Origin of the sequence: Cellulomonas composti, assembly GCF_007990245.1 — a bacterium.
Classification (GTDB): domain Bacteria; phylum Actinomycetota; class Actinomycetes; order Actinomycetales; family Cellulomonadaceae; genus Cellulomonas; species Cellulomonas composti.
Genome location: NZ_BJWG01000003.1, coordinates 133,609 through 153,688 on the forward strand (window position 1 = coordinate 133,609; position 20,080 = coordinate 153,688).

General features: G+C 73.2%; 20 protein-coding genes. 9 read left to right on the top strand and 11 right to left on the bottom strand.

What is annotated here, in order from left to right:
• Positions 1-90: 90 nt before the first annotated feature.
• The 4 genes from CCO02nite_RS04795 (at position 91) to CCO02nite_RS04810 (ending at position 3,014) form a co-directional block, all read left to right on the top strand.
• A complete protein-coding gene (locus tag CCO02nite_RS04795; RefSeq protein ID WP_146841913.1) occupies positions 91-861 on the top strand; it encodes an SDR family NAD(P)-dependent oxidoreductase in 771 nt (256 codons plus the stop codon).
• Positions 803-1,228: a hypothetical protein gene (locus tag CCO02nite_RS04800; protein ID WP_146841914.1), complete on the top strand. Its 426-nt coding sequence runs from the start codon at positions 803-805 to the stop codon at positions 1,226-1,228. Before CCO02nite_RS04795 ends, CCO02nite_RS04800 begins: the two co-directional genes overlap by 59 nt.
• Positions 1,203-1,913: a 4'-phosphopantetheinyl transferase family protein gene (locus CCO02nite_RS04805; RefSeq protein WP_146841915.1), complete on the top strand. Its 711-nt coding sequence runs from the start codon at positions 1,203-1,205 to the stop codon at positions 1,911-1,913. The genes CCO02nite_RS04800 and CCO02nite_RS04805 overlap by 26 nt, the downstream gene beginning before the upstream one ends.
• A gap of 69 nt (positions 1,914-1,982) precedes the next feature.
• The gene (locus CCO02nite_RS04810; protein ID WP_222593136.1) at positions 1,983-3,014 is read left to right on the top strand and encodes a DMT family transporter; all 1,032 of its coding nucleotides are present in this window, start codon (positions 1,983-1,985) and stop codon (positions 3,012-3,014) included.
• Here the strand turns inward: CCO02nite_RS04810 and CCO02nite_RS04815 are convergent.
• The 4 genes from CCO02nite_RS04815 to CCO02nite_RS04830 are packed head-to-tail and all read right to left on the bottom strand — an operon-like array spanning position 2,989 to position 7,126.
• Positions 2,989-4,674, bottom strand: coding sequence for a ribonuclease J (locus tag CCO02nite_RS04815; protein ID WP_146841916.1), 1,686 nt, complete (start codon positions 4,672-4,674; stop codon positions 2,989-2,991). The genes CCO02nite_RS04810 and CCO02nite_RS04815 overlap by 26 nt on opposite strands.
• Before the next feature lie 45 nt (positions 4,675-4,719).
• On the bottom strand, positions 4,720-5,688 hold the full coding sequence (dapA, locus tag CCO02nite_RS04820; RefSeq protein WP_146841917.1) for a 4-hydroxy-tetrahydrodipicolinate synthase: 969 nt from the start codon (positions 5,686-5,688) through the stop codon (positions 4,720-4,722).
• 56 nt (positions 5,689-5,744) lie between these two features.
• Complete coding sequence (locus CCO02nite_RS04825) at positions 5,745-6,260, bottom strand: dihydrofolate reductase (protein WP_146841918.1); 516 nt, start codon at positions 6,258-6,260, stop codon at positions 5,745-5,747.
• 23 nt (positions 6,261-6,283) lie between these two features.
• Positions 6,284-7,126 (bottom strand): thymidylate synthase, encoded by an 843-nt coding sequence (locus CCO02nite_RS04830; protein WP_186812578.1) that lies wholly within the window; start codon positions 7,124-7,126, stop codon positions 6,284-6,286.
• 70 nt (positions 7,127-7,196) lie between these two features.
• Between CCO02nite_RS04830 and CCO02nite_RS04835 the strand changes: the two genes are divergently transcribed.
• The 4 genes from CCO02nite_RS04835 (at position 7,197) to CCO02nite_RS04850 (ending at position 9,567) form a co-directional block, all read left to right on the top strand.
• On the top strand, positions 7,197-7,967 hold the full coding sequence (locus CCO02nite_RS04835) for an AzlC family ABC transporter permease (protein ID WP_246117350.1): 771 nt from the start codon (positions 7,197-7,199) through the stop codon (positions 7,965-7,967).
• Entirely contained in the window at positions 7,964-8,284 is a 321-nt protein-coding gene (locus CCO02nite_RS04840; RefSeq protein ID WP_146841920.1) for an AzlD domain-containing protein, read from the top strand. The genes CCO02nite_RS04835 and CCO02nite_RS04840 overlap by 4 nt, the downstream gene beginning before the upstream one ends.
• A gap of 99 nt (positions 8,285-8,383) precedes the next feature.
• Positions 8,384-9,016 (top strand): TIGR00645 family protein, encoded by a 633-nt coding sequence (locus CCO02nite_RS04845; protein WP_146841921.1) that lies wholly within the window; start codon positions 8,384-8,386, stop codon positions 9,014-9,016.
• Entirely contained in the window at positions 9,013-9,567 is a 555-nt protein-coding gene (locus CCO02nite_RS04850) for a GNAT family N-acetyltransferase (protein ID WP_146841922.1), read from the top strand. The genes CCO02nite_RS04845 and CCO02nite_RS04850 overlap by 4 nt, the downstream gene beginning before the upstream one ends.
• A 10-nt stretch (positions 9,568-9,577) precedes the next feature.
• On the opposite strand, the gene CCO02nite_RS04855 is transcribed toward CCO02nite_RS04850, so the two are convergent.
• The 3 genes from CCO02nite_RS04855 to CCO02nite_RS04865 are packed head-to-tail and all read right to left on the bottom strand — an operon-like array spanning position 9,578 to position 11,680.
• Entirely contained in the window at positions 9,578-10,054 is a 477-nt protein-coding gene (locus tag CCO02nite_RS04855; protein WP_146841923.1) for a hypothetical protein, read from the bottom strand.
• A 2-nt stretch (positions 10,055-10,056) separates the two neighbouring features.
• Positions 10,057-10,809, bottom strand: a complete 753-nt coding sequence (gene dapB / locus CCO02nite_RS04860; protein WP_146841924.1) for a 4-hydroxy-tetrahydrodipicolinate reductase — start codon at positions 10,807-10,809, stop codon at positions 10,057-10,059.
• Between the two features lie 34 nt (positions 10,810-10,843).
• On the bottom strand, positions 10,844-11,680 hold the full coding sequence (locus tag CCO02nite_RS04865) for a helix-turn-helix domain-containing protein (RefSeq protein ID WP_146841925.1): 837 nt from the start codon (positions 11,678-11,680) through the stop codon (positions 10,844-10,846).
• Between the two features lie 157 nt (positions 11,681-11,837).
• Here CCO02nite_RS04865 and CCO02nite_RS04870 point away from each other — a divergent pair, with 157 nt between their 5' ends.
• Complete coding sequence (locus CCO02nite_RS04870) at positions 11,838-14,714, top strand: S8 family serine peptidase (protein ID WP_146841926.1); 2,877 nt, start codon at positions 11,838-11,840, stop codon at positions 14,712-14,714.
• A gap of 55 nt (positions 14,715-14,769) precedes the next feature.
• On the opposite strand, the gene CCO02nite_RS04875 is transcribed toward CCO02nite_RS04870, so the two are convergent.
• The 4 genes from CCO02nite_RS04875 to CCO02nite_RS04890 form a co-directional block, all read right to left on the bottom strand.
• Entirely contained in the window at positions 14,770-16,119 is a 1,350-nt protein-coding gene (locus CCO02nite_RS04875) for a M16 family metallopeptidase (RefSeq protein ID WP_146841927.1), read from the bottom strand.
• Entirely contained in the window at positions 16,119-18,353 is a 2,235-nt protein-coding gene (locus CCO02nite_RS04880) for a polyribonucleotide nucleotidyltransferase (protein WP_146841928.1), read from the bottom strand. The genes CCO02nite_RS04875 and CCO02nite_RS04880 overlap by 1 nt, the downstream gene beginning before the upstream one ends.
• Before the next feature lie 234 nt (positions 18,354-18,587).
• Positions 18,588-18,857 carry a 30S ribosomal protein S15 gene (rpsO, locus tag CCO02nite_RS04885; protein ID WP_146841929.1) on the bottom strand — a complete coding sequence of 90 codons (270 nt, stop codon included), beginning with the start codon at positions 18,855-18,857 and terminating at the stop codon, positions 18,588-18,590.
• Between the two features lie 193 nt (positions 18,858-19,050).
• Positions 19,051-20,052, bottom strand: a complete 1,002-nt coding sequence (locus CCO02nite_RS04890) for a CAP domain-containing protein (RefSeq protein WP_146841930.1) — start codon at positions 20,050-20,052, stop codon at positions 19,051-19,053.
• Positions 20,053-20,080 lie beyond the last annotated feature (28 nt).

Here is a 20,080-nt window from a genome sequence, read left to right on the forward strand (position 1 = left end):
CCCGGACGGGGTGGGTGTCGCGCACGTCACACCGTCCGATACGCGGACAAGTCTCGACATGTCAGGTAAGCCTGTCCTTACCATCATCGTATGTTCCCCTCCGACTCGGTCGTCGTCGTCACCGGTGCCGCCTCCGGCATCGGGCGGGCGGTCGCGCACCGCCTCGCCGACGCGGGTGTCGCGCTCGCGCTGCTGGACCGCGACGCCGACCCTCTCGCCACCGTCGCCGCCCGTGCGGGCGAGCGGCACGGCGTGCGCGCGCTCGCCGTCCCGGTCGACGTGGCCGACGAGAGCGCGGTGCACGACGCGATCGCCACGGCGCACGAGACCCTCGGTCCGCTCACGGGGCTGGTCTGCGCCGCCGGGGTGCTCGAGCCCGCGGGTCTCGACGTCACCCGCGCGAGCTGGGACCGGCACCTCGCGGTGAACGCCACGGGCGTCCTGCACTGCCTGCAAGCGGCGTCGCCGCGGCTGCGCGACGGTGGCGCGGTCGTCGTCGTGAGCTCGAACGCCGCCCGCGTGCCCCGCACGGGCATGCTCGCCTACGCCGCGTCCAAGGCGGCCGTCTCGGCACTCACCCGATGCGCGGGCCTCGAGCTCGCCGCGCGCGGGATCCGGTGCAACGTCGTCGAGCCCGGGAGCACCGACACCCCGATGCAGCGCGACCTGTGGCCCGACGCGGCCGAGGGCGCCCGGCGGGCCGTCGAGGGCGATCCGGCCACCTTCCGGGTCGGGATCCCGCTGGGCCGGGTACCCCGCCGAGCAGTGGGCACACCTCGCAGAGCCCGACGACCAGGAGGTGATGGTCGGCGTCCTGCGCCTCGGCGGGCTCGACGCGCCGGCCGGGCGGCTCGAGCGTGACGAGGTGCTCGGGCTGCTGCGGCGCTCCGGCAGCGCGGTGGGCTCCTTGCCGGAGACCGTTCTGCGCGGGTGCGTCGCGTCGGTCGTCGAGGCCGCCCGGCTCGTGCGGACGTCCCGCCAGACCCCGCTGCCGGGCGATGCGACACTCGTCGTGGCGGCCGCACCGCGGCCCGAGACGTGGGTGGACGCCGCGGGCTGGACGCCGTGGGTCCGTGGCGACCTGCGAGTGGTCCACGTCGAGGCCACGCACGGCGCGCTCGTCCGGCGCCCCGTGGCCGACGAGGTGGGCGCGGTGATCGCCGCCGAGGTCGCGCGGGCCGGGCTGCCACGAGAGGACCGACGTGACGAGCGAGGTGACGGCGGATGACCGGCAGCGCAGCAGGACCGCGGTGACGGACCGGCCACGCGTCGTCGTGCGCTTTCGCCCCGTCACCACAGGGGCGCTCGACGACGCGGCGCTGACCCCGGCCGAGCGTGCGCGCCGCGACCGGCTCACGGACGTCGCGGACCGGGCGGCGTACACCGCGGCGCACCTGCTGGTGCGCCGGTGCGCGGCGGACGCGCTCGGCGTCACCGCTCGCGGGCTCGTGCTGCGGCAGCGTTGCCCCGGTTGCGGCGGCGACGACCACGGCGTCCCGACGATCGCCGGGCACGACGGTCTCGCGGTGAGCCTGTCGCACACCCGCGGCTACGTGGCAGCGCTCGCGGTCGTGGTCGGTCCCGGGCCGGACGCCGGCACGCCGCGGGTCGGTGTGGACGTCGAGCGTGCCCAGGCCGTTCCCGCGTCGGCGTTCTCGTCCGCCGAGCGCCACTGGGTCGAGGCGTCGGCGTCACCCGAGCACGCCGCGACCGACCTCTGGGTCCGCAAGGAGGCGCTGATCAAGGCCGGGGTCGGCGACCTCGGCGCGGCCGCGGACCTGTGCGTGCTCGGCGACGGCGCCGGACCGGCGCGTGCGGTGGCCGGCCGCGCGGTGCACGGCTGGTGCGCCGGTGACGTGCTCGGCGCATGGGCGATGACCGGGACAGCGGACGACTCCGTCGCCATCTGCTGAGCCACCGGGGCTCGTCCCGTCGACGGACCGGCGGGACGCCGTGTCAGTGGTGGAGCGTAGGTTCTCGGCGTGACCAGACGTGGCTGGATCCTGCTCGGTGCGATGGGCGTCATCTGGGGCGTCCCGTACCTGCTCATCAAGGTGGCCGTCGAGGACGTGACGCCGGCAGGCGTCGTGCTGGCGCGCACCGCGATCGGTGCGCTCCTCCTGGTGCCGTTCGCGTGGCGGCAGGGCGGCCTGCGCGCGCTGCGCGGGCACTGGCCCGCGGCCGTGGCGTTCGCGCTGCTCGAGATCGTGGGCCCGTGGTTCCTGCTGTCCAACGCCGAGCGCACGCTGTCGAGCTCGACGACGGGCCTGCTCGTGGCCACCGTGCCGATCATCGCGGTGGTCGTCGGGCGCCTGGTCGACCGGCAGCACGTCGCGGCCGTGCGCTGGGTCGGTCTGACCGTCGGGCTCGGCGGCGTCGCGGTGCTGCTCGGGCCTGGCGCCGCGGCTGACGACGCATGGGCCGTGGTGCAGGTGATCCTCGCGGCGGTCGGCTACGCGGTCGCCCCGATCATCGCCGAGCGGCGGCTCGGCACCGTGCCTGCCATCCCGCTGACCACCGCCTGCCTCGCGATGAGCGCGCTCGTCTACCTTCCGATCGTGCTGGTCACGGGCCCGCACCCGGTGCCTGGGACGCCCGCGGTGCTCTCGCTCGTCACCCTCGGCGTGGTGTGCACCGCGCTCGCGTTCGTCCTGTTCTTCGGTCTCATCGGCGAGGTCGGCGGCGCCCGCGCGACGCTCGTCGCCTACCTCAACCCGGTCGTCGCGGTGAGCCTGGGAGCCGTCGTGCTCGACGAGCCGATCACGTGGGGCGTCCTGGCGGGGATGGCGCTCATCCTGCTGGGCTCGGCCGCCGCCTCGCGCCGGTCGCGGCCGGCCGACGAGCCGGAGGCCGAGCTGCTCCCGCGCGCACTTCGCGGAGCACCTGCGCACCAGCCCCCGGAGGCACCGGACGGCGTTCGCCCGCCGGGGCCCGTCGAGGCCGACCAGCTCCCTGCCTTCCCGCACAGCGGTCCGGCGGGGAGCGACGTCACGCCTCGACGACCACCGGGATGATCATCGGACGGCGGCGCAGGCGGTTGCTGACCCAGCGCCCGACGACGCGCCGCATGATCTGCTGGAGTTGGTGCACGTCGGTCGCGCCCTGGGCGGCGGCCTCCTCCAACGCGCGCGTGAGCTCGGGCAGGATGCCCTCGAACACGCCGTCCTGCTCCGCGAACCCCCGCGCGTGGATCTGCGGTCCGGCGAGCACCTTGCCGTCAGCCGACGAGATCACCGCGAAGATCGAGATGAAGCCCTCGTCGCCCAGGATGCGGCGATCCTTGAGCTCGGCCTCGGTGATCTCCCCCACCGACGAGCCGTCGACGTACACGTAGCCGCAGGGCACGGACCCGACGATCCGCGCGACACCGTCCGCGAGGTCGACCACGACCCCGTCCTCGGCGAGCAGCACGCGCTCGGCGGGGACACCGCTCGAGACCGCGAGCGCGCCGTTCGCGACGAGGTGACGAACCTCGCCGTGCACGGGCATGACGTTGCGCGGCCGCAGGATGTTGTAGCAGTAGAGGAGCTCGGCCGCCGACGCGTGCCCCGAGACGTGCACCTTCGCGTTGCCGGAGTGGACGACGCGCGCACCGAGCCGGGTCAGCCCGTTGATCACCCGGAACACCGCGTTCTCGTTGCCGGGGATGAGCGAGGACGCCAGGATCACGGTGTCCCCGGGACCGACGCTGATCTTGTGGTCGTTGTTCGCGATCCGCGACAACGCCGCCATCGGCTCGCCCTGCGAGCCCGTGCACATCAGCACGACGCGGTCGTCGGGCAGGTCGTCGACCGCCTTGAGGTCGACGAGCACGCCGTCAGGCACCTTGAGGTAGCCGAGCTCGGACGCGATCGCCATGTTGCGCACCATCGAGCGTCCGACGAGCGCGACGTGCCGCTCGTGCGACGCGGCCGCGTCGAGCACCTGCTGCACGCGGTGCACGTGGGATGCGAACGACGCGACGACGATCCGCCGGTGCGACGCGGCGAACACGGTGTCGAGCACCGGGCCGATGTCGCGCTCGTGCGGCACGAAACCGGGGACCTCGGCGTTGGTCGAGTCGACCATGAACAGGTCGACGCCGCGCTCACCGAGTCGCGCGAACGCGCGCAGGTCCGTGATGCGACCGTCGAGCGGCAGCTGGTCCATCTTGAAGTCGCCCGTGTGCAGCACCGTGCCGGCCGGCGTGGTCACCGCGACCGCGAGCGCGTCCGGGATCGAGTGGTTCACCGCGACGAACTCGCACTCGAACGCGCCGAACCGCTCGACCTGCCCCTCGCGCACGACGCGCGTGACAGGCTGGATGCGGTGCTCCTTGAGCTTGGCCTCGACGAACGCGAGCGTCAGCCGGGAACCGACGAGCGGGATGTCCGAGCGCAGCCGCAGCAGGTAGGGCACGGCGCCGATGTGGTCCTCGTGCCCGTGCGTGAGGACGATCGCCTCGATGTCGCCGAGCCGGTCCCGGATGTAGTCGAAGTCCGGGAGGATCAGGTCGACGCCGGGCTGGTGGTCCTCGGGGAACAGGACGCCGCAGTCGACGACGAGCAGTCGGCCGGCGTACTCGAGGACGGCCATGTTGCGGCCCACTTCACCGAGCCCCCCGAGCGCGACGATGCGCAGCGCGCCGTCGGCCAGCGGGGGCGGTGAGGCGAGCTCCGGGTGGGGGTGGCTCACATGCTCTCCAGGTCGATCGTGCGGCGCCGCGACGGCGCCTGGTGGTCAGGCGGGCGCGTCGTGCCGCGACCCGCCTGCGAGAAGTTCGTCGTGACGCCCGTCGGGACGTCCGTCGAGCAGGCCGGCGGCGCTCAGACCGGCGGCGACGTCGCGCACCTCGTCGTCAGTCGCCGGGAGGTACGGCAGGCGCACGGTGCGTCGCGGCAGCACCCCGACGACCTCCAGCGCGGCCTTGGCGTAGACCGCCTGGAACCCCGCGCCGTTGATGGCGTCGACCGCGGGCTGGACCGACGTGGTCGCGCGCAGAGCCCCCGCGGTGTCTCCCGCGTCCCACGCCGCCACGGCCCGTGCGAACGCGGCGCCGACGACGTGCGTCGCGACTCCGACGACGCCCACGGCGCCGACCGACAGGAACGGCAGCAGCAGGCCGTCGTCGCCGCAGTACCAGGCGAGACCGGTGCGCGCGATCCCGCGGGCGGCGGCCGCCACGTCGCCCGTGGCGTCCTTCATGGCGACGACGCGCTCGTGCTCACCGAGCTCGTCGACCGTCGCCGCGGACAGGCGCACCCCGGCACGGCCGGGGATGTCGTAGAGCATGACCGGCAGGTCGGTCGAGTCCGCCACGGCGCGCACGTGCGCGACGATCCCGGCCTGCGAGGGCCGCGAGTAGTACGGGCTCACGACGAGCAGGCCGTGCGCGCCGGCCTCGGCGGCCTGCTCGGCCATCCGCACCGCGTGCAGGGTGTCGTTCGAACCGGCGCCCGCGACGACGTACGCGCGGTCCCCGACCGCCTCGACGACCGCAGCGATGAGCTCGGCCTTCTCGGGGGCGTGCGTCGTGGGTGCCTCACCGGTCGTGCCGTTGAGCACCAGACCGTCGTGGCCGGTGTCGACGAGGTGGCGGGCCAGCGCGACCGCCGCGGCGACATCGAGCTCACCGGCCTCGTCGAACGGCGTCACCATCGCGGACAGCACCGCCCCGAACGGGCGGACGGACGACGTCACCTGCGGCATGGGCACACGCTACCGCCCCCGGCCGATCGGCCCGCCCGCGGTCTCACACCGATCGCTCATGCGCGGCGGTAGGACTGGAACCGGTAGCGCAGCCCGGTGCGGGAGGTGTGCCATCCGCCCGCCGGGTCGGCGCCCACGAGCCGCCACTCGTCGGGCCGCAGGTGCGGCGCGTGCGTGTCCCCGGCGGTCCCGACGTCGACCACCGTCACCTCGACGCGGTCCGCGAGCGGCAGCGCCGCGGCGTACACGGCGCCGCCGCCGACCACCCAGACCTCGTCGGAGCCCTGGGACGTCCCCGACGCGCGGGCCGCCGCGAGCGCGGCCGGCAGCTCGTCGACGACGAGCGCCCCCGGTGCCTCGAAGCCCGAACGGGACAGCACGACGTTGCGGCGCCCCGGCAGCGGGCGGTACGCCTCCGGCAGGGACTCCCACGTCGCGCGCCCCATCACGACCGGCCGGCCCGTCGTCACGGCACGGAAGTGCGCGAGGTCCTCGGGCACGTGCCACGGCAGTGCGCCGTCGACCCCGATCACCCCGGTGGGCGACTGCGCCCAGATCAGTCCGACGTGCACGCGCACCCCCTCGTCATCGGTGTTCAGACCGCGATCGGCGCGGCGATCGCAGGATGGTGGCGGTACCCCTCGACCTCGACGTCCTCGAACGTGTACTCGAAGATCGAGGGCGCCCGGCGCAGCCGGAGCGTCGGCGCGGGATACGGCTCCCGCGAGAGCTGCTCACGGACCTGGTCGACGTGGTTGTCGTAGACGTGGCAGTCGCCGCCGGTCCAGACGAAGTCGCCGACCTCGAGCCCCACCTGCTGCGCGACCATGTGCGTGAGCAGCGCGTACGACGCGATGTTGAACGGCACGCCGAGGAACAGGTCCGCCGAGCGCTGGTAGAGCTGGCACGACAGGCGGCCGTCGGCGACGTAGAACTGGAACAGCGCGTGACACGGCATGAGCGCCATGTCCGGCAGGTCGGCGACGTTCCACGCCGAGACGATGTGCCGCCGCGAGTCGGGGTTCGCCCGGAGGTTCTCGACGAGCTGCGCGATCTGGTCGACGTGACCGCCGTCGGGCGTGGGCCACGAGCGCCACTGCACGCCGTAGACGGGGCCGAGCTCGCCGTCCTCGTCGGCCCAGTCGTTCCAGATCCGCACGCCGTGCTCCTGCAGCCAGCGCACGTTCGAGTCGCCGCGCAGGAACCACAGCAGCTCGTAGACGACCGAACGCAGGTGCACGCGCTTCGTCGTGACGAGCGGGAACCCCGCCGACAGGTCGAACCGGAGCTGGTGGCCGAACAGCGACCGTGTGCCCGTGCCCGTGCGGTCGGACTTGCGCGTGCCGGTCTCCAGCACGAGGCGCAGCAGGTCCTCGTAGGGCGTGGCGACGGGCACGGCGGCGGGCGCGGCGACTGGCACGGCGGCGGGCACGGTCATGCCGGACATCGTACGTAGCACGACCACACCGCAGGGCACCCGACGCGCGCCGTGTGCGACAGTGGCCCGCGTGGGTCCGGAGCCGCTCGACGACGCCGTCGTCGCCGACGTGCGCGCCGCCCGCCGCCAGGCCGTCTCGGTCGCGTTCGCGACCGGGCTGTACGGCGTCTCGTTCGGCGCGCTGAGCGTCGCCGCCGGTCTCGACACCGCCCAGACGATGGCGCTCTCGCTCCTGATGTTCTCCGGCGGCTCGCAGTTCGCGGCGATCGGCGTGCTGGGCGCGGGTGGCGCGGCAGGCGCCGCGATCGCGACCGCGGGCCTGCTCGGCGCGCGCAACGGGCTGTACGGGCCGCAGGTCTCGCCGCTGCTCGGCGTCCACGGCGTGCGTCGCCTGCTGGCGGCCCAGCTCACGATCGACGAGTCCACCGCGGTCGCCACCGTGCACCCACCCGGCCCCGCCGCCCGGGCGGGCTTCTGGTGGACCGGCGTCGGCGTCTTCGTGCTCTGGAACTCGTTCACGCTGCTCGGCGCACTGCTCGGCAACACGCTCGGCGACCCGCGCCGGTACGGGCTCGACGCCGCCGCGGCCGCCGCGTTCCTCGCGCTCGTCTGGCCGCGCCTCGGCGACTCGCTCGCGCGCACGGTCGCGGCCGCCGCCGTCGTCGTCGCGCTCGCGACCACGCCGCTGCTGCCGGCGGGCGTCCCCGTCCTGCTCGCGGCGGTCGTCGCGATCGTCGCGGGCGCGCTCGCCCCGCCGGCCGTCGCACCGACCACGGCCCCGACCACGTCCCCGACCAACGCCCGGCCGGCTCCGACGTCCGACGAACGCGAGGACGCATGAGCGACACGACGCTGTGGGTCGCGGTGCTCGCCGGCTCGGCGGTGGTGTTCGTGCTCAAGCTCGTCGGGCACCTCGTGCCGGAGCACTGGCTCGCGCAACCGCGCGTCGCCCGCACGGCCGCGCTCGTGACGGTGGCGCTGCTGTCCGCGCTCGTCGCGGTGCAGGCCGCGACGAGCGGCAGCGAGCTGGTCGCCGACGCCCGGCTGCCCGCGCTCGCGGTCGCCGCCGTCGCGCTCGTGCTGCGCGCGCCGTTCATCGTCGTGGTCGTGCTCGCCGCGCTGACCGCGGCCCTGCTGCGCGCGCTCGGCATGCCCTGAGCCCCGTCCGAACGGCGGGCACGTCGCACGACGGTCGCGCGTTGTACCCTCGCCCGACGACGAGGCCGCGACGAGCGGCCCCCGCCACCCGGAGGACCGATGGCCGAGGCCACCCCGACCACCCTGCGCCGATCCCCGGTCGGCACGCTCATCTTCGCGTCCCGATGGTTGCAGCTGCCGCTGTACCTCGGGCTGATCGTCGCGCAGTCGTTCTACGTGTGGCAGTTCATGACGTCCCTGTGGCACCTGGGCGTCGGTCTGTTCACGGGGCACACGACGAGCCACGGCGAGCAGGTCACGTTCGACGAGGGCACGATGATCATCGCCGTGCTGGGCCTCGTCGACGTCGTCATGATCGCGAACCTGCTGATCATGGTCATCATCGGCGGTTACGAGACGTTCGTGTCGCGGATCCGGCTCGACGACCACCCCGACCAGCCGGAGTGGCTCTCGCACGTCAACGCGAACGTGCTCAAGACCAAGCTCGCGATGTCGATCATCGGCATCTCGTCGATCCACCTGCTCGCGAGCTTCATCGAGGCGGAGTCGACCATCCAGGAGCACGGCTCCGAGCCGCTGCTGTGGCAGACGCTCATCCACCTCGCGTTCATCGTCTCCGCGGTCGCGCTGGCCTGGATCGACCGGATGTCGGTGAAGCACCCGGCCCGCGCGCTGCCGAGCCACGCACCCGCCCACCCGGCGAGCGACGACGAAGTCACGGTGACCCGGTGACGCTGTTCACCGAGACCTCCGACGTCTCGGTCCGCCCGGCCGTGCCGGGCGACGAGCGCACGATCGGCGCGATCCAGCTCGCCGCGTGGCGGATCGCGCACGCGCAGGTCCTCGGTGACTCGCTCGACCTGCTCGACGCGGAGGCGATCGTCACGCAGTGGGCGACCGCGATCACGGCGCCGCCGGCCGGTCACCGCGTGCTCGTCGCGTGCGCCGGGGCGACCGTCGTCGGCTTCGCGTCCACCGCGCCCGTGGCCGCGCCGGGTCCCGCGGCCGCCCCGGGCGGCGTGATCCTCGCGCTCGAGGTCGATCCGGGCCACCAGCGTGGCGGTCACGGCTCACGCCTGCTCGCCGCCGCGGTGGACCTGCTGCGCGAGGACGGCGCGGACCAGGTGCTGACCTGGGTGCTCGACGGCGACGCCGCCCGCGCGCAGTTCCTCGCCGGGGCGGGGCTGGGCCCGGACGACACCGTGCGCGAGCTCGCCACGGGCACGCTGCCCGACGGCTCCACCCGCACGGTCCGCGAGCACCGCTGGTGGGCGTCGATCTGAGGCCCTGCGCTCAGGAGGTCCTGGCGGGCTCGTCGTAGAGGCGCTTGGCGTGGCGCAGGGACTCGCGGGCACGGCGGCGGTCCCCCGCGGCGTCGTAGGCGAACGCCAGGTGGTACCAGGAGCGCCAGTCGTCGGGTGCGGCCTGTGCGTCCTCGCGCGCCGGGTCGAACGCCGCGCGGGCGGCGACGCGGTCGATGCGTCCGCCCGGTGATCGAGGCAGGTCGTCGACCGGCAGTTCACCCGCTTCCGCGAGCTCGTCAGCCATGCGCTGGACGGTGATCGCGAGCGCCCACTCGCGCCAGACGAGCCAGACCACGAGCAGGGGCAGCACGAGGAAAGCGAGCCCGAACGCGATGCCGACGGGCTCCCCCGTGCCGATCATCGCGAGCGCGCGGCTCGCCGCGAGCCACAGGTAGAGCCCGAGCAGGCCGGTCAGGGCGACCGCCGCGGCGATCGCGACGGTGCGCGAACGGGTCCGGGTGGCCACGGTCACAGGTCGAGCAGGTGCTCGAGCCCGACGGTCAGGCCGGGCAGAGCGCCCACGCGCCGGACCGCGAGCAGCACACCGGGCATGAAGCTGGTCCGGTCGAACGAGTCGTGCCGCAGTGTGAGCTGCTCGCCGGGGTTGCCGAGCAGGACCTCCTCGTGCGCGGTCAGGCCGCGCAGCCGTACCGCGTGCACGCGCACGCCGTCGACGAGCGCGCCGCGCGCACCCTCGAGCGACTGGGTCGTCGCATCGGGGCTCGGACCGAGCCCGGCGGCGGCCCGGGCCTGCGCGATGCCGTGCGCGGTGTGGGCGGCCGTCCCCGAGGGTGCATCGACCTTGTCCGGGTGGTGCAGCTCGACGATCTCGACCGACTCGAACCAGCGCGCGGCCCGGGCCGCGAACGCCATGGTCAGCACGGCGCCGATCGCGAAGTTGGGGGCGACGAGCACGCCGACGCCGGGCCGGTCGGCCAGGTGGTCGCGCACGCGTGCGAGCGCGGCGTCGTCCCAGCCGGTCGTCCCGACGACCACGTGCACGCCGGCGTCGACCATCGCGTGCACGTTCACCTCGGTGACGGCCGGCACCGTGAAGTCCACGGCGACCTGCACGCCGGCCTGCGCCACGCGGGCCAGGTCGTCGCCCGCGTCGAGCCGGGCGACCAGCTCGAGATCCGGTGCGGCCTCGACCGCGGCGGCCACGGTCGCCCCCATGCGTCCGCCCGCACCCAGCACGGCCACCCTGATGCGTTCGTCCACGCGGCCAGCCTAGTCGCGCTTCCGGCGCCGTCCGTCAGGCGGGCGGGGCTCCGACGAAGGCGGCGAGCCGCTCCTCGAGGCGGCGCAGCTCGACCGGCGTGCAGCCGGTGAACCGCTCGACCTCGCGCGGCGGGTAGCCGGCCTGGGCGTACCAGCGCAGGGCGGCGACGACATCCGACGGGCGCACCGGACCGGGTCCGACGGCCTCGCGGACGAACGCCGAGAACCTCACGGCGGCCAGGTACTGCGCGAGATCCACACCCAGGTGGCGCACCGACCAACGGTGCAGCGTGCTGACGGTCACCTCGGCGGCCCGCGCGATCTCCGGCGGCGGCAGCAGCCCGCGCTGGGCGTCGAGCGTCGCGATCACCTCGCCGAAGGCCTCGAGGTCCTCGTCGATCGGGTGCGCTCGCGCCACGAGGGCCGCGACGAGCAGGTGGACCGCGCTCTCGTCGTCGCCCGCGAGCAGCGCTGCACGGGCGCGGGCCGCGTCCTCGGGCCCGACGACGCTGGACAGCGGCAGGGTCGAGTCGACCACGCCACCCACCTGAAGACGGGCCAGCGCGAGCGGGTGCAGCTGCACGCCGGCCCGGACGCTGGGGCCGCGCTCCTCTCGGACGTTCGTGCGGGCCGCGGGGCCGCGGATCCCGTCCTCGTCGGGTCGGTGCACGCCGTCCGGCGCGATGTCGACGAGCATCGCCGGCGTCGCGACCTCGAGCTGCAGGAGCCCGCGCCCGTCCGGCAGCAGCACCTCGAGCGCGGGAGCCGTGGTCCGCGCCACCCATGCGTGCTCGACGAGCAACGGCTCGACCGTGTCGAACCGCCGGTACGCGGGTGCCGCTGAGCTCGTCGATGATGCCGTCGCCGTCATGGACCCATCATCGCTCCCCCGGCGGGACATCGGGCTCAGCGGAATACAGATGCCTGCGGCACTCGCATATTCGGACAAATCACCCGGCAATGGGTGATGAATCGACACCCGGACGTGGCTAACGTCGTGACGTACATCACACTCGAGGGGGACGACCATGCACGCTGCAGGAACGACCACACCGCGCGGGCCGCACGTCCATCGGACGCGGCACCGCCTGACACGTACCGCGTTCGGCGCCCTGGCCGCACTTGCGCTCGCGCTCACAGGGGTGGTCGGGGCGCAGGCCGCGACCACGACCGGCGAGCCGAACGCGCAGGGCTCCGCGGAGCCGGAGTTCGACGGCTACACCGGGTACGTGGGCGACGACGAGCTCGCACCCCCAGGTGTCCTCGGGGGCGACAAGCTCCACAAGACGGAACCGCTCGGGCCGATCGGCACGGCGACCCGCACGCAGCAGGACGTCGCCGGCCAGGCCGCCCCGGCTCCGGACCGGACCGTCCCCGTGACGCTACCGAGCGAACCCGACACGGCGTCCGTCGACGCCGTGGCCGCGCAGCTCGCGGCCACGGGGAGCGCCCGGGTGATCGTGACGCTCGACGGCGCGCTGCGCTCCGACCTCGGGACCTCGCCGGCCGCGACCGCGGCGCAGGCGAAGCTGACGCGGGACGCGCAGACGCACCTGACCAGCACGCTCGCCGGAACCGGCTCGCGACTCGTCCAGCAGAACGCACTGCTCCCCTCGGCCGTGTGGACCCTGACGTCCGCCGGTCTCGACGCGCTCCTGGCCGACTCCCGTACGGGCTCGGTCGTGCTCGACGGCACGGCGTCGGCCGAGCTCGCGTCCAGCACGGGCGTCATCGACTCCGACCTGCTCAACGCGGCCGGCGTGCTCGGCAACAACTTCGAGGGCGGTGCCGGCCAGTACCAGGTCGCGGTCATCGACTCGGGCGTGGACAACCAGCACAACGCGTTCACCGGCCGCATCGTGTCGCAGGCGTGCTACGTCACCGACAGCTCGTGCCTCGGCGGCACCAACTCGTCGACCGCCGTGGGCAGCGCGGACGAGTGCACGCACTCCACCGACTGCGACCACGGCACGCACGTCGCCGGCATCGCGGCGGGCAGCTTCTTCACGGGCGGTCACGAGGGCGTCGCACGCGGCGCGGGGATCGTCGCGATCAAGGTCGCGCAGGACAACCCGACGAGCACGCGCTGGACCGCGCAGTTCTCGGCGATCGACCTGGCCCTGTCGCGCGTGATCGCGCTGCGCGGCTCGTCGTTGCCACGGATCGTGTCGGTGAACCTCAGCATCGGGACGAACGCGACGTTCGCGCCCGGCGACGCCGCGTGCAACGCGGTCAACCCGACGACGAACGCGCTGTTCGCGACGCTCCAGAACGCCGGCGTGGCCGTCGTGGTCGCGGCCGGCAACAACGGGGTCGCGGGAGCCATGAGCTTCCCCGGCTGCGCGACGAACGCCTTCGCGATCGGCGCCACCAGCGACTCCGACGTCCCCGCCTCGTTCACCAACTCGAGCTCAGGGATGCGCTGGTGGGCTCCCGGCGTCGACATCGACGCACCCGTGCCCACCGGTGACAACCACGCCTCGAAGCAGGGCACCTCGATGGCGGCCCCGCACGTGACCGGCGCGTTCGCGCTCCTGCGCGAGTGCGTCGACGGCAACGGCAACCCCATCACCAAGGACGCCGCGGCCGCGAACCTCGACGCCACGGGTGTGGACGTGACACGATCCGGTGTCACACGCAAGCGGATCAACGTGCTCGACGCGGCGACCCGCACCGTGAACAACAACGACTTCGCGAGCCCCGAGGTCTTCAGCGGCAACGGGCCGATCAACGACTTCGACTTCACGGTCTGCTCGGACTCGGAGACCGGCGAACCGGGGCCGTTCGGCATCGACAACGGCGTCTGGTGGCAGTGGACGCCCGCGACGACCGGCACCGCGACGATCTCGACCGAGGACGGCGGCGGCTTCGTCACCACCTTCGACACGCAGCTGAGCGTCTTCACCGGCTCCTCGATCAGCGGGCTCACGCTCATCGCGTTCGACGACGACGCCGGGACGGGCCTGCGCAGCCTCGTGCAGTTCCCGGTCAACGCCGGCACGCCGTACCGCATCAAGGTGGAGGGGTTCGGGGGCCAGAACGGCCTGCTCAACCTGCACATCGAGAACGGACCCGCACCGATGTGCTTCGGCGCGGCGGCCACGCGTGTCGGCACCTCGGGTAATGACGTCATCACCGGCACCTCGGGTGTCGACGTGATCGTCGCGGGCGCGGGCAACGACTTGATCCGCGGTCTGTCCGGCAACGACCGGATCTGCGGTGACGCCGGCGACGACACCGTGCTCGCGGGTCTCGGCAACGACTCCGTGCTGGGCGGTTCTGGTGCGGACAAGATCCGCGGCGAGGGGGGCAACGACACCCTGGTCGGCAACCCGGGCGGCGGCTCGACCGACGACGTCGGGGACACCATCGAGGGCGGTCCGGGCAACGACTTCCTGGACGGCTGGACCGGTGACGACCTGCTCTCCGGCGGACCCGGTGACGACACCCTGCAGGGTGCCGACGGCATCGACACGGTCACCTACGCCGTCTCGGCGACCGCGGTCAACGTCAACCTGGTGACCGGTGTGGCCACCGGACAGGGTTCGGACACCTTCATCCAGGTCGAGAACCTCGTCGGTTCACCGCTGGCCGACGTGCTGCGCGGCAACGACGGGATCAACCGGATCGTCGCGGGCGCCGGCGCCGACAACGTGTTCGGGCTCGGCGGCAACGACCGGCTCGAGGGCGGGGTCGGGAACGACACCGTCCGGGGCGGCACCGGTGCCGACGACGTGTTCGGCGGCGACGGCAACGACCGGCTCGACGGCAACGGGGGCCCGGACCGGCTGTTCGGCGATGCCGGCAACGACCGACTCGACGGCGGCGACGCGGTCGACCGGTGCGCGGGCGGGACCGGCATCGACACCGGGTTCCAGTGCGAGACGATCCTGGGCATCCCCTGACGGACCGCTCCTGACGGGGGGACGGGCCTGCCGCCCGTCCCCCCGTCGGGCGTTGCTAGGTCGTGCGCGGGCCGGGCCCGACGCGCACCACGGACCGCGGACGCGAGGCCAGGTCGGCGGCGAGCGCCTGCACCTGCTCGGCGGTGACGGCCCGCACACGGTCGAGCGACTCGTCGAGGCTCAGCAGCTCGCCGTGCACCAGCTCGGCCTTGCCGAGGCGCGTCATGCGCGAGCCGCTGTCCTCCATACCGAGCACGAGGCCGCCGCAGATCTGACCGATCGAGCGATCGAGCTCGGCCTGCGTGATCGGCTCGCTCGCCATCCGCTCCCACTCGGCGACCATCAGCGCGACGACCTCGTCGACCTTGCCCGGGGCGCACCCGGCGTACAGGCCGAACAGCCCGCTGTCGGTGTGCGAGGACGCGAAGGAGTACGTCGAGTACGCAAGCCCCCGCTTCTCGCGGATCTCCTGGAACAGCCGCGACGACATGCCGCCACCCAGCACGGCGTTGAGCACGGACAGCGCGAAGCGGCGCTCGTCGGTGGCCGTCAGCGACGTGCCGCCGACCAGGACGTTCGCCTGCTCGGTGGGCCGCCGCACGAACGTGGTGACACCCTCGCCCGGGATGCCCTGCTCACCCGGGCGCACGCCCGCGGTCGCCACGCGACGACCCGCCGGCACGGCGTCCGTCGTGAGGTCCCAGCCGCCACGCTCGAGCGCGTCGGCGACCATCGCGCACACCGCGTCGTGGTCGATGCCGCCGGCCGCGGACACGACGAGCGTCTCGGGCCGGTAGTGCCAGCGGTAGTGCTCCCAGACGGCCTCACGCGGGACCGACCGGATGGTCTCCGGCGTTCCGCCGATGGGCCGGCCGAGCGCGTGTGCGCCCAGCACCGCGGCCGCGAACTGCTCGTGCACGACGTCGCTCGGGTCGTCGTCGTTCATCGCGAGCTCTTCGAGGATGACCCCACGCTCGGTCTCGAGCTCGTCCGCGTCGAGGCGGGCCGAGGTCACCATGTCCGCGATGACGTCGACCGCCATCGGGACGTCGGTGTCGAGCACGCGTGCGTAGTAGCACGTGTGCTCCTTGCCGGTGGCCGCGTTGGCCTCTCCTCCGACGGCGTCGAACGCCTCGGCGATGTCCATCGCGGTCCGGCGCGCGGTGCCCTTGAACAGCAGGTGCTCGAGGAAGTGCGTCGAGCCGTGGTGCCCCGACTCCTCGTCGCGCGACCCGACGCCGACCCACGCGCCGATGGTGGCCGAGCGAAGGCCGGGCATGTGCTCGGTCAGCACCCGGACCCCGCCAGGCAGGACGGATCGACGCACGTGCGTCTCACCGTCCTGCCCGACGGACTGCTCGGCGCCCGGTCGACCCGAGCGCACGAGCGGGAGGTCCAGCGGCATCAGGCGTCGGCAGGCGCGGGCTGCTCCGCCGCGTCGGACTCCTCGACGACCGCGTGCAGCGAGAGCTTGCCGCGCGGGTCGATCTCGCCGATCTCGACCTGGACCTTCTGGCCGATCGCCAGGACGTCCTCGACGTTCTCGACGCGCTTGCCGCCGACGAGCCGACGGATCTGGCTGATGTGCAGCAGACCGTCCTTGCCCGGCGAGAGCGAGACGAAGGCACCGAACGTCGTGGTCTTGACGACCGTGCCGACGAAGCGCTCGCCGATCTCCGGCATGTGCGGGTTCGCGATCGCGTTGACCGCCGCCCGCGCGGCCTCCGCCGACGGACCGTCGGTGGCGCCGATGTAGACCGTGCCGTCGTCCTCGATCGAGATGTCGGCGCCGGTCTCCTCCTGGATCTGGTTGATCATCTTGCCCTTCGGGCCGATGACCTCGCCGATCTTGTCGACCGGGACCTTCACCGTGATGACGCGCGGTGCGAACGGGCTCATCTCGTCGGGCACGTCGATCGCCTCGGCGATGACGTCGAGGATCGCGAGGCGAGCCTCCTTCGCCTGCGTCAGCGCGCCGGCCAGGACCGAGGCGGGGATGCCGTCGAGCTTGGTGTCGAGCTGGATCGCGGTGACGAACTCGCGCGTGCCGGCGACCTTGAAGTCCATGTCGCCGAACGCGTCCTCGGCGCCCAGGATGTCCGTGAGCGCGGCGTACCGGGTCTCACCGTTCACCGTGTCCGAGACCAGGCCCATCGCGATGCCCGCGACCGGCGCGCGCAGCGGCACACCGGCGTTGAGCAGCGAGAGCGTGGACGCGCAGACCGAACCCATCGACGTCGAGCCGTTCGAGCCCAGCGCCTCGGAGACCTGACGGATCGCGTAGGGGAACTCCTCGCGCGTCGGCAGCACGGGCATGAGCGCCCGCTCGGCGAGCGCGCCGTGGCCGATCTCGCGGCGCTTCGGGGAGCCGACGCGCCCCGTCTCACCGGTCGAGTACGGCGGGAAGTTGTAGTTGTGCATGTAGCGCTTGCGCGTCTCAGGGGACAGCGTGTCGAGCTGCTGCTCCATGCGGAGCATGTTCAGCGTGGTGACACCCAGGATCTGGGTCTCGCCGCGCTCGAACAGCGCCGAGCCGTGCACGCGGGGCAGCACCTCGACCTCGGCGCCGAGCGTGCGGATGTCCCGCAGGCCGCGGCCGTCGATCCGGAAGCCGTCCGTGAGGATGCGCTGGCGGATGAGCTTCTTCTGCACCGAGCGGTACGCGGCCGAGATCTCCTTCTCGCGGCCCGCGAACGCCTCGGCCAGCTCGCCCTGGATCTCCGCCTTGATCTCGTCGAGGCGGTTCTCGCGGGTCTGCTTGTCGGCGATGCTCAGCGCCTCGCCCAGACGGGCCGACGCGGCGGCCTCGACCGCGGCGAAGGCGTCGTCCTGGTAGTCCGGGAACGTCGGGAAGACCTGGGTCTCCTTGGCGGCCTTCGACGCGAGGTCGGCCTGCGCCTCGCACAGCGCCTTGATGAACGGCTTGGCGGCCTCGAGGCCCTGCGCGACGATCTCCTCGGTCGGGGCCTGGTGGCCCTCGTCCTTGATGAGGTTCCACGACTTCTCAGGCGCCTCGGCCTCGATCATCGCGATCGCGACGTCGGCCTCGCCCGCGGCGTTCGTGACGACGCGGCCGGCGACGACCATGTCGAACGTCGCACGCGCACGCTCGGAGTAGCGCGGGAACGCGACCCACTGGCCCTCGACGAGCGCGATGCGCACGCCGCCGACCGGACCCGAGAAGGGCAGGCCGGACAGCTGGGTGGAGATCGACGCCGCGTTGATCGCGAGCACGTCGTACGCGTCGTCGGGGTGGATCGCCAGGACCGTGATGACGACCTGGACCTCGTTGCGCAGTCCCTTGACGAACAGCGGGCGCAGCGGGCGGTCGACCAGACGGCACGCCAGGATCGCCTCGGTCGAGGGACGGCCCTCGCGGCGGAAGAACGAGCCGGGGATCTTGCCGGCGGCGTACTGCCGCTCCTCGACGTCGATCGTCAGCGGGAAGAAGTCGAACTGGTCCTTGGGGTGCTTGCCGGCCGTCGTGGCCGACAGCAGCATGGTGTCGCCGTCCAGGTAGGCGGCGGCGGCACCGGCGGCCTGCTTGGCCAGGCGGCCCGTCTCGAAGCGGACGGTGCGGGTGCCGAAGCGGCCGTTGTCGATGACGGCCTCGGCGAACTGGATCTCGGGACCCTCCACGGGTGCCCTCCTTGTTCTCGAAGGCGCCGGCCGGCCGCGACGGTCTTCGACCGTGGTCCTCGGAGCCGCCACGAGGGCGAGCTCCGGGGGCCACTACCGAGGACCGGACGAGCGGGCCGACGCGGGTGGGTGATGCTGGTGGTGCTGGTGGTGCTGGACGTGCTCGCGGCGCAGCCGGGCTGCGCCATAGCAGGCCAGCCCGGACCCGACGAGGGTCCGGGCTGGTCCGGTGGTTCAGCGGCGCAGGCCGAGGCGCTCGATGATCGAGCGGTAGCGGTTGATGTCGACCTTCTGCAGGTAGCCGAGCAGACGGCGACGACGACCGACGAGCAGCAGCAGGCCACGGCGGCTGTGGTGGTCGTGCTTGTGCTCCTTGAGGTGCTCCGTCAGGTCCTTGATGCGCTGCGTCAGGACCGCGATCTGGACCTCGGGGGAACCGGTGTCGCCCTCGTGCGTGGCGTACTCGGTCATGATGGCCTGCTTGGTGGCGTTGTCGAGGGACACGGCTCTCCTGGTTGACTCGTTGCGCGGTGCTCCGGGGCTTGTCCACCCGGGCTCTCTGGTTCCGCGGCCGATCACACGGCGCCCACAGACTACCAGCCCGACGCCGTCGACCCGAATCGCGCAGCCGGCCCCGCGCACGCCGTCGGCGCTCGATCAGCGCTCGACCAGCGCTCAGTCAGCGCACCGTCACCATTCAGTCGGCGTCGAACATCGAGACGACGTACGTCTTGGTCAGCCGCGTCCCGGGGGTGGCGTCGTTCGTGATGCCGGAGACGCTCACGCGGTAGCGCACCACGTGGCTCCCCGTCGGGTGAGCGACGCCGGCGACGTCGAACACGACGGTGTTCGGCCCGTACCCCTCCCGCACCTCCTGCGTCTTCACCGACATGACCTGGACGACGGCGCCGGCCGCATTCAGCCGCTCGACCCGCACGGCCGCCGACCAGAAGTGCATACGGGAGTCCGTCGCGGACAGCGACCAGCGGCCCTTCGGCTCGAGCTGCTGCGGGAACCACCCCGCGGCGGGCCACGGGATCCAGGCGGGCTTGCTCCCGGTCGCGGCCGGCGCGTCGAGCCCGAAGACGGTCAGCGCGTTCGCCTCGCTCGTCGAACCCGTGGCGAGCTGCGTCGCGGCGGGGTTGAGGATCCAGCGCCGGTGCCCGGCGGCCGAGTTGCCCGAGCCCGGCTCGGCGAGGTAGGCGGCGATCGCGCGCGCCCCGCTCGCGCCCAGCGCGAGGTTGGACCGGGATGCTGCGCTCGCCCCGGCCGCCGACCAGCACTTGGGGAACTCGGACTGCGTGGGCGAGTGGTCGAGTGCCCCGTTGGCCTGCATGAGCAGCGCAGCGGACGTCGCCTTGCTGGCAGCGGTGCTCGTCTGCAGCGTGACGGGCTCGACGCCGACGAGGTAGCGCGCGATGTTGATCGCGCGCACGGTCGCCGTCCGCGACTCGCGCGACTCGGCACCGGTCCGGCAGTCCGACACCGATCCGGTCCAGCCGACGGGCACGGTCAGCGTCTTGGCGAAGCGCTGGTACCGCATCTCGACGTCGGCGCGCGTGCGCGCGGTGGACTGCGCACCCACGTCCGATGCCACCGCGGGGTCGAGCACGCCCGCGACGCACAGGAGCACGACCGACGACACGACGCTCGTGGCGCGCACAAGAGCGCGTCGGGAACCGGTCACCCGCTGCTTCACACCCCCTTCATCGGACGACGACGTGCGC

What these genes read in the sequence shown, in the direction of transcription:
- CCO02nite_RS04840 (WP_146841920.1), top strand. Translation starts at nt 7,964, where the DNA reads ATGAGCGACACGACGCTGTGGGTCGCGGTGCTCGCCGGCTCGGCGGTG.
- CCO02nite_RS04875 (WP_146841927.1), bottom strand. Translation starts at nt 16,119, where the DNA reads ATGCCGCTGGACCTCCCGCTCGTGCGCTCGGGTCGACCGGGCGCCGAG.
- CCO02nite_RS04845 (WP_146841921.1), top strand. Translation starts at nt 8,384, where the DNA reads ATGGCCGAGGCCACCCCGACCACCCTGCGCCGATCCCCGGTCGGCACG.
- CCO02nite_RS04795 (WP_146841913.1), top strand. Translation starts at nt 91, where the DNA reads ATGTTCCCCTCCGACTCGGTCGTCGTCGTCACCGGTGCCGCCTCCGGC.
- CCO02nite_RS04830 (WP_186812578.1), bottom strand. Translation starts at nt 7,126, where the DNA reads ATGACCGTGCCCGCCGCCGTGCCAGTCGCCGCGCCCGCCGCCGTGCCC.
- CCO02nite_RS04800 (WP_146841914.1), top strand. Translation starts at nt 803, where the DNA reads ATGGTCGGCGTCCTGCGCCTCGGCGGGCTCGACGCGCCGGCCGGGCGG.
- CCO02nite_RS04870 (WP_146841926.1), top strand. Translation starts at nt 11,838, where the DNA reads ATGCACGCTGCAGGAACGACCACACCGCGCGGGCCGCACGTCCATCGG.
- CCO02nite_RS04865 (WP_146841925.1), bottom strand. Translation starts at nt 11,680, where the DNA reads ATGACGGCGACGGCATCATCGACGAGCTCAGCGGCACCCGCGTACCGG.
- dapA (WP_146841917.1), bottom strand. Translation starts at nt 5,688, where the DNA reads ATGCCGCAGGTGACGTCGTCCGTCCGCCCGTTCGGGGCGGTGCTGTCC.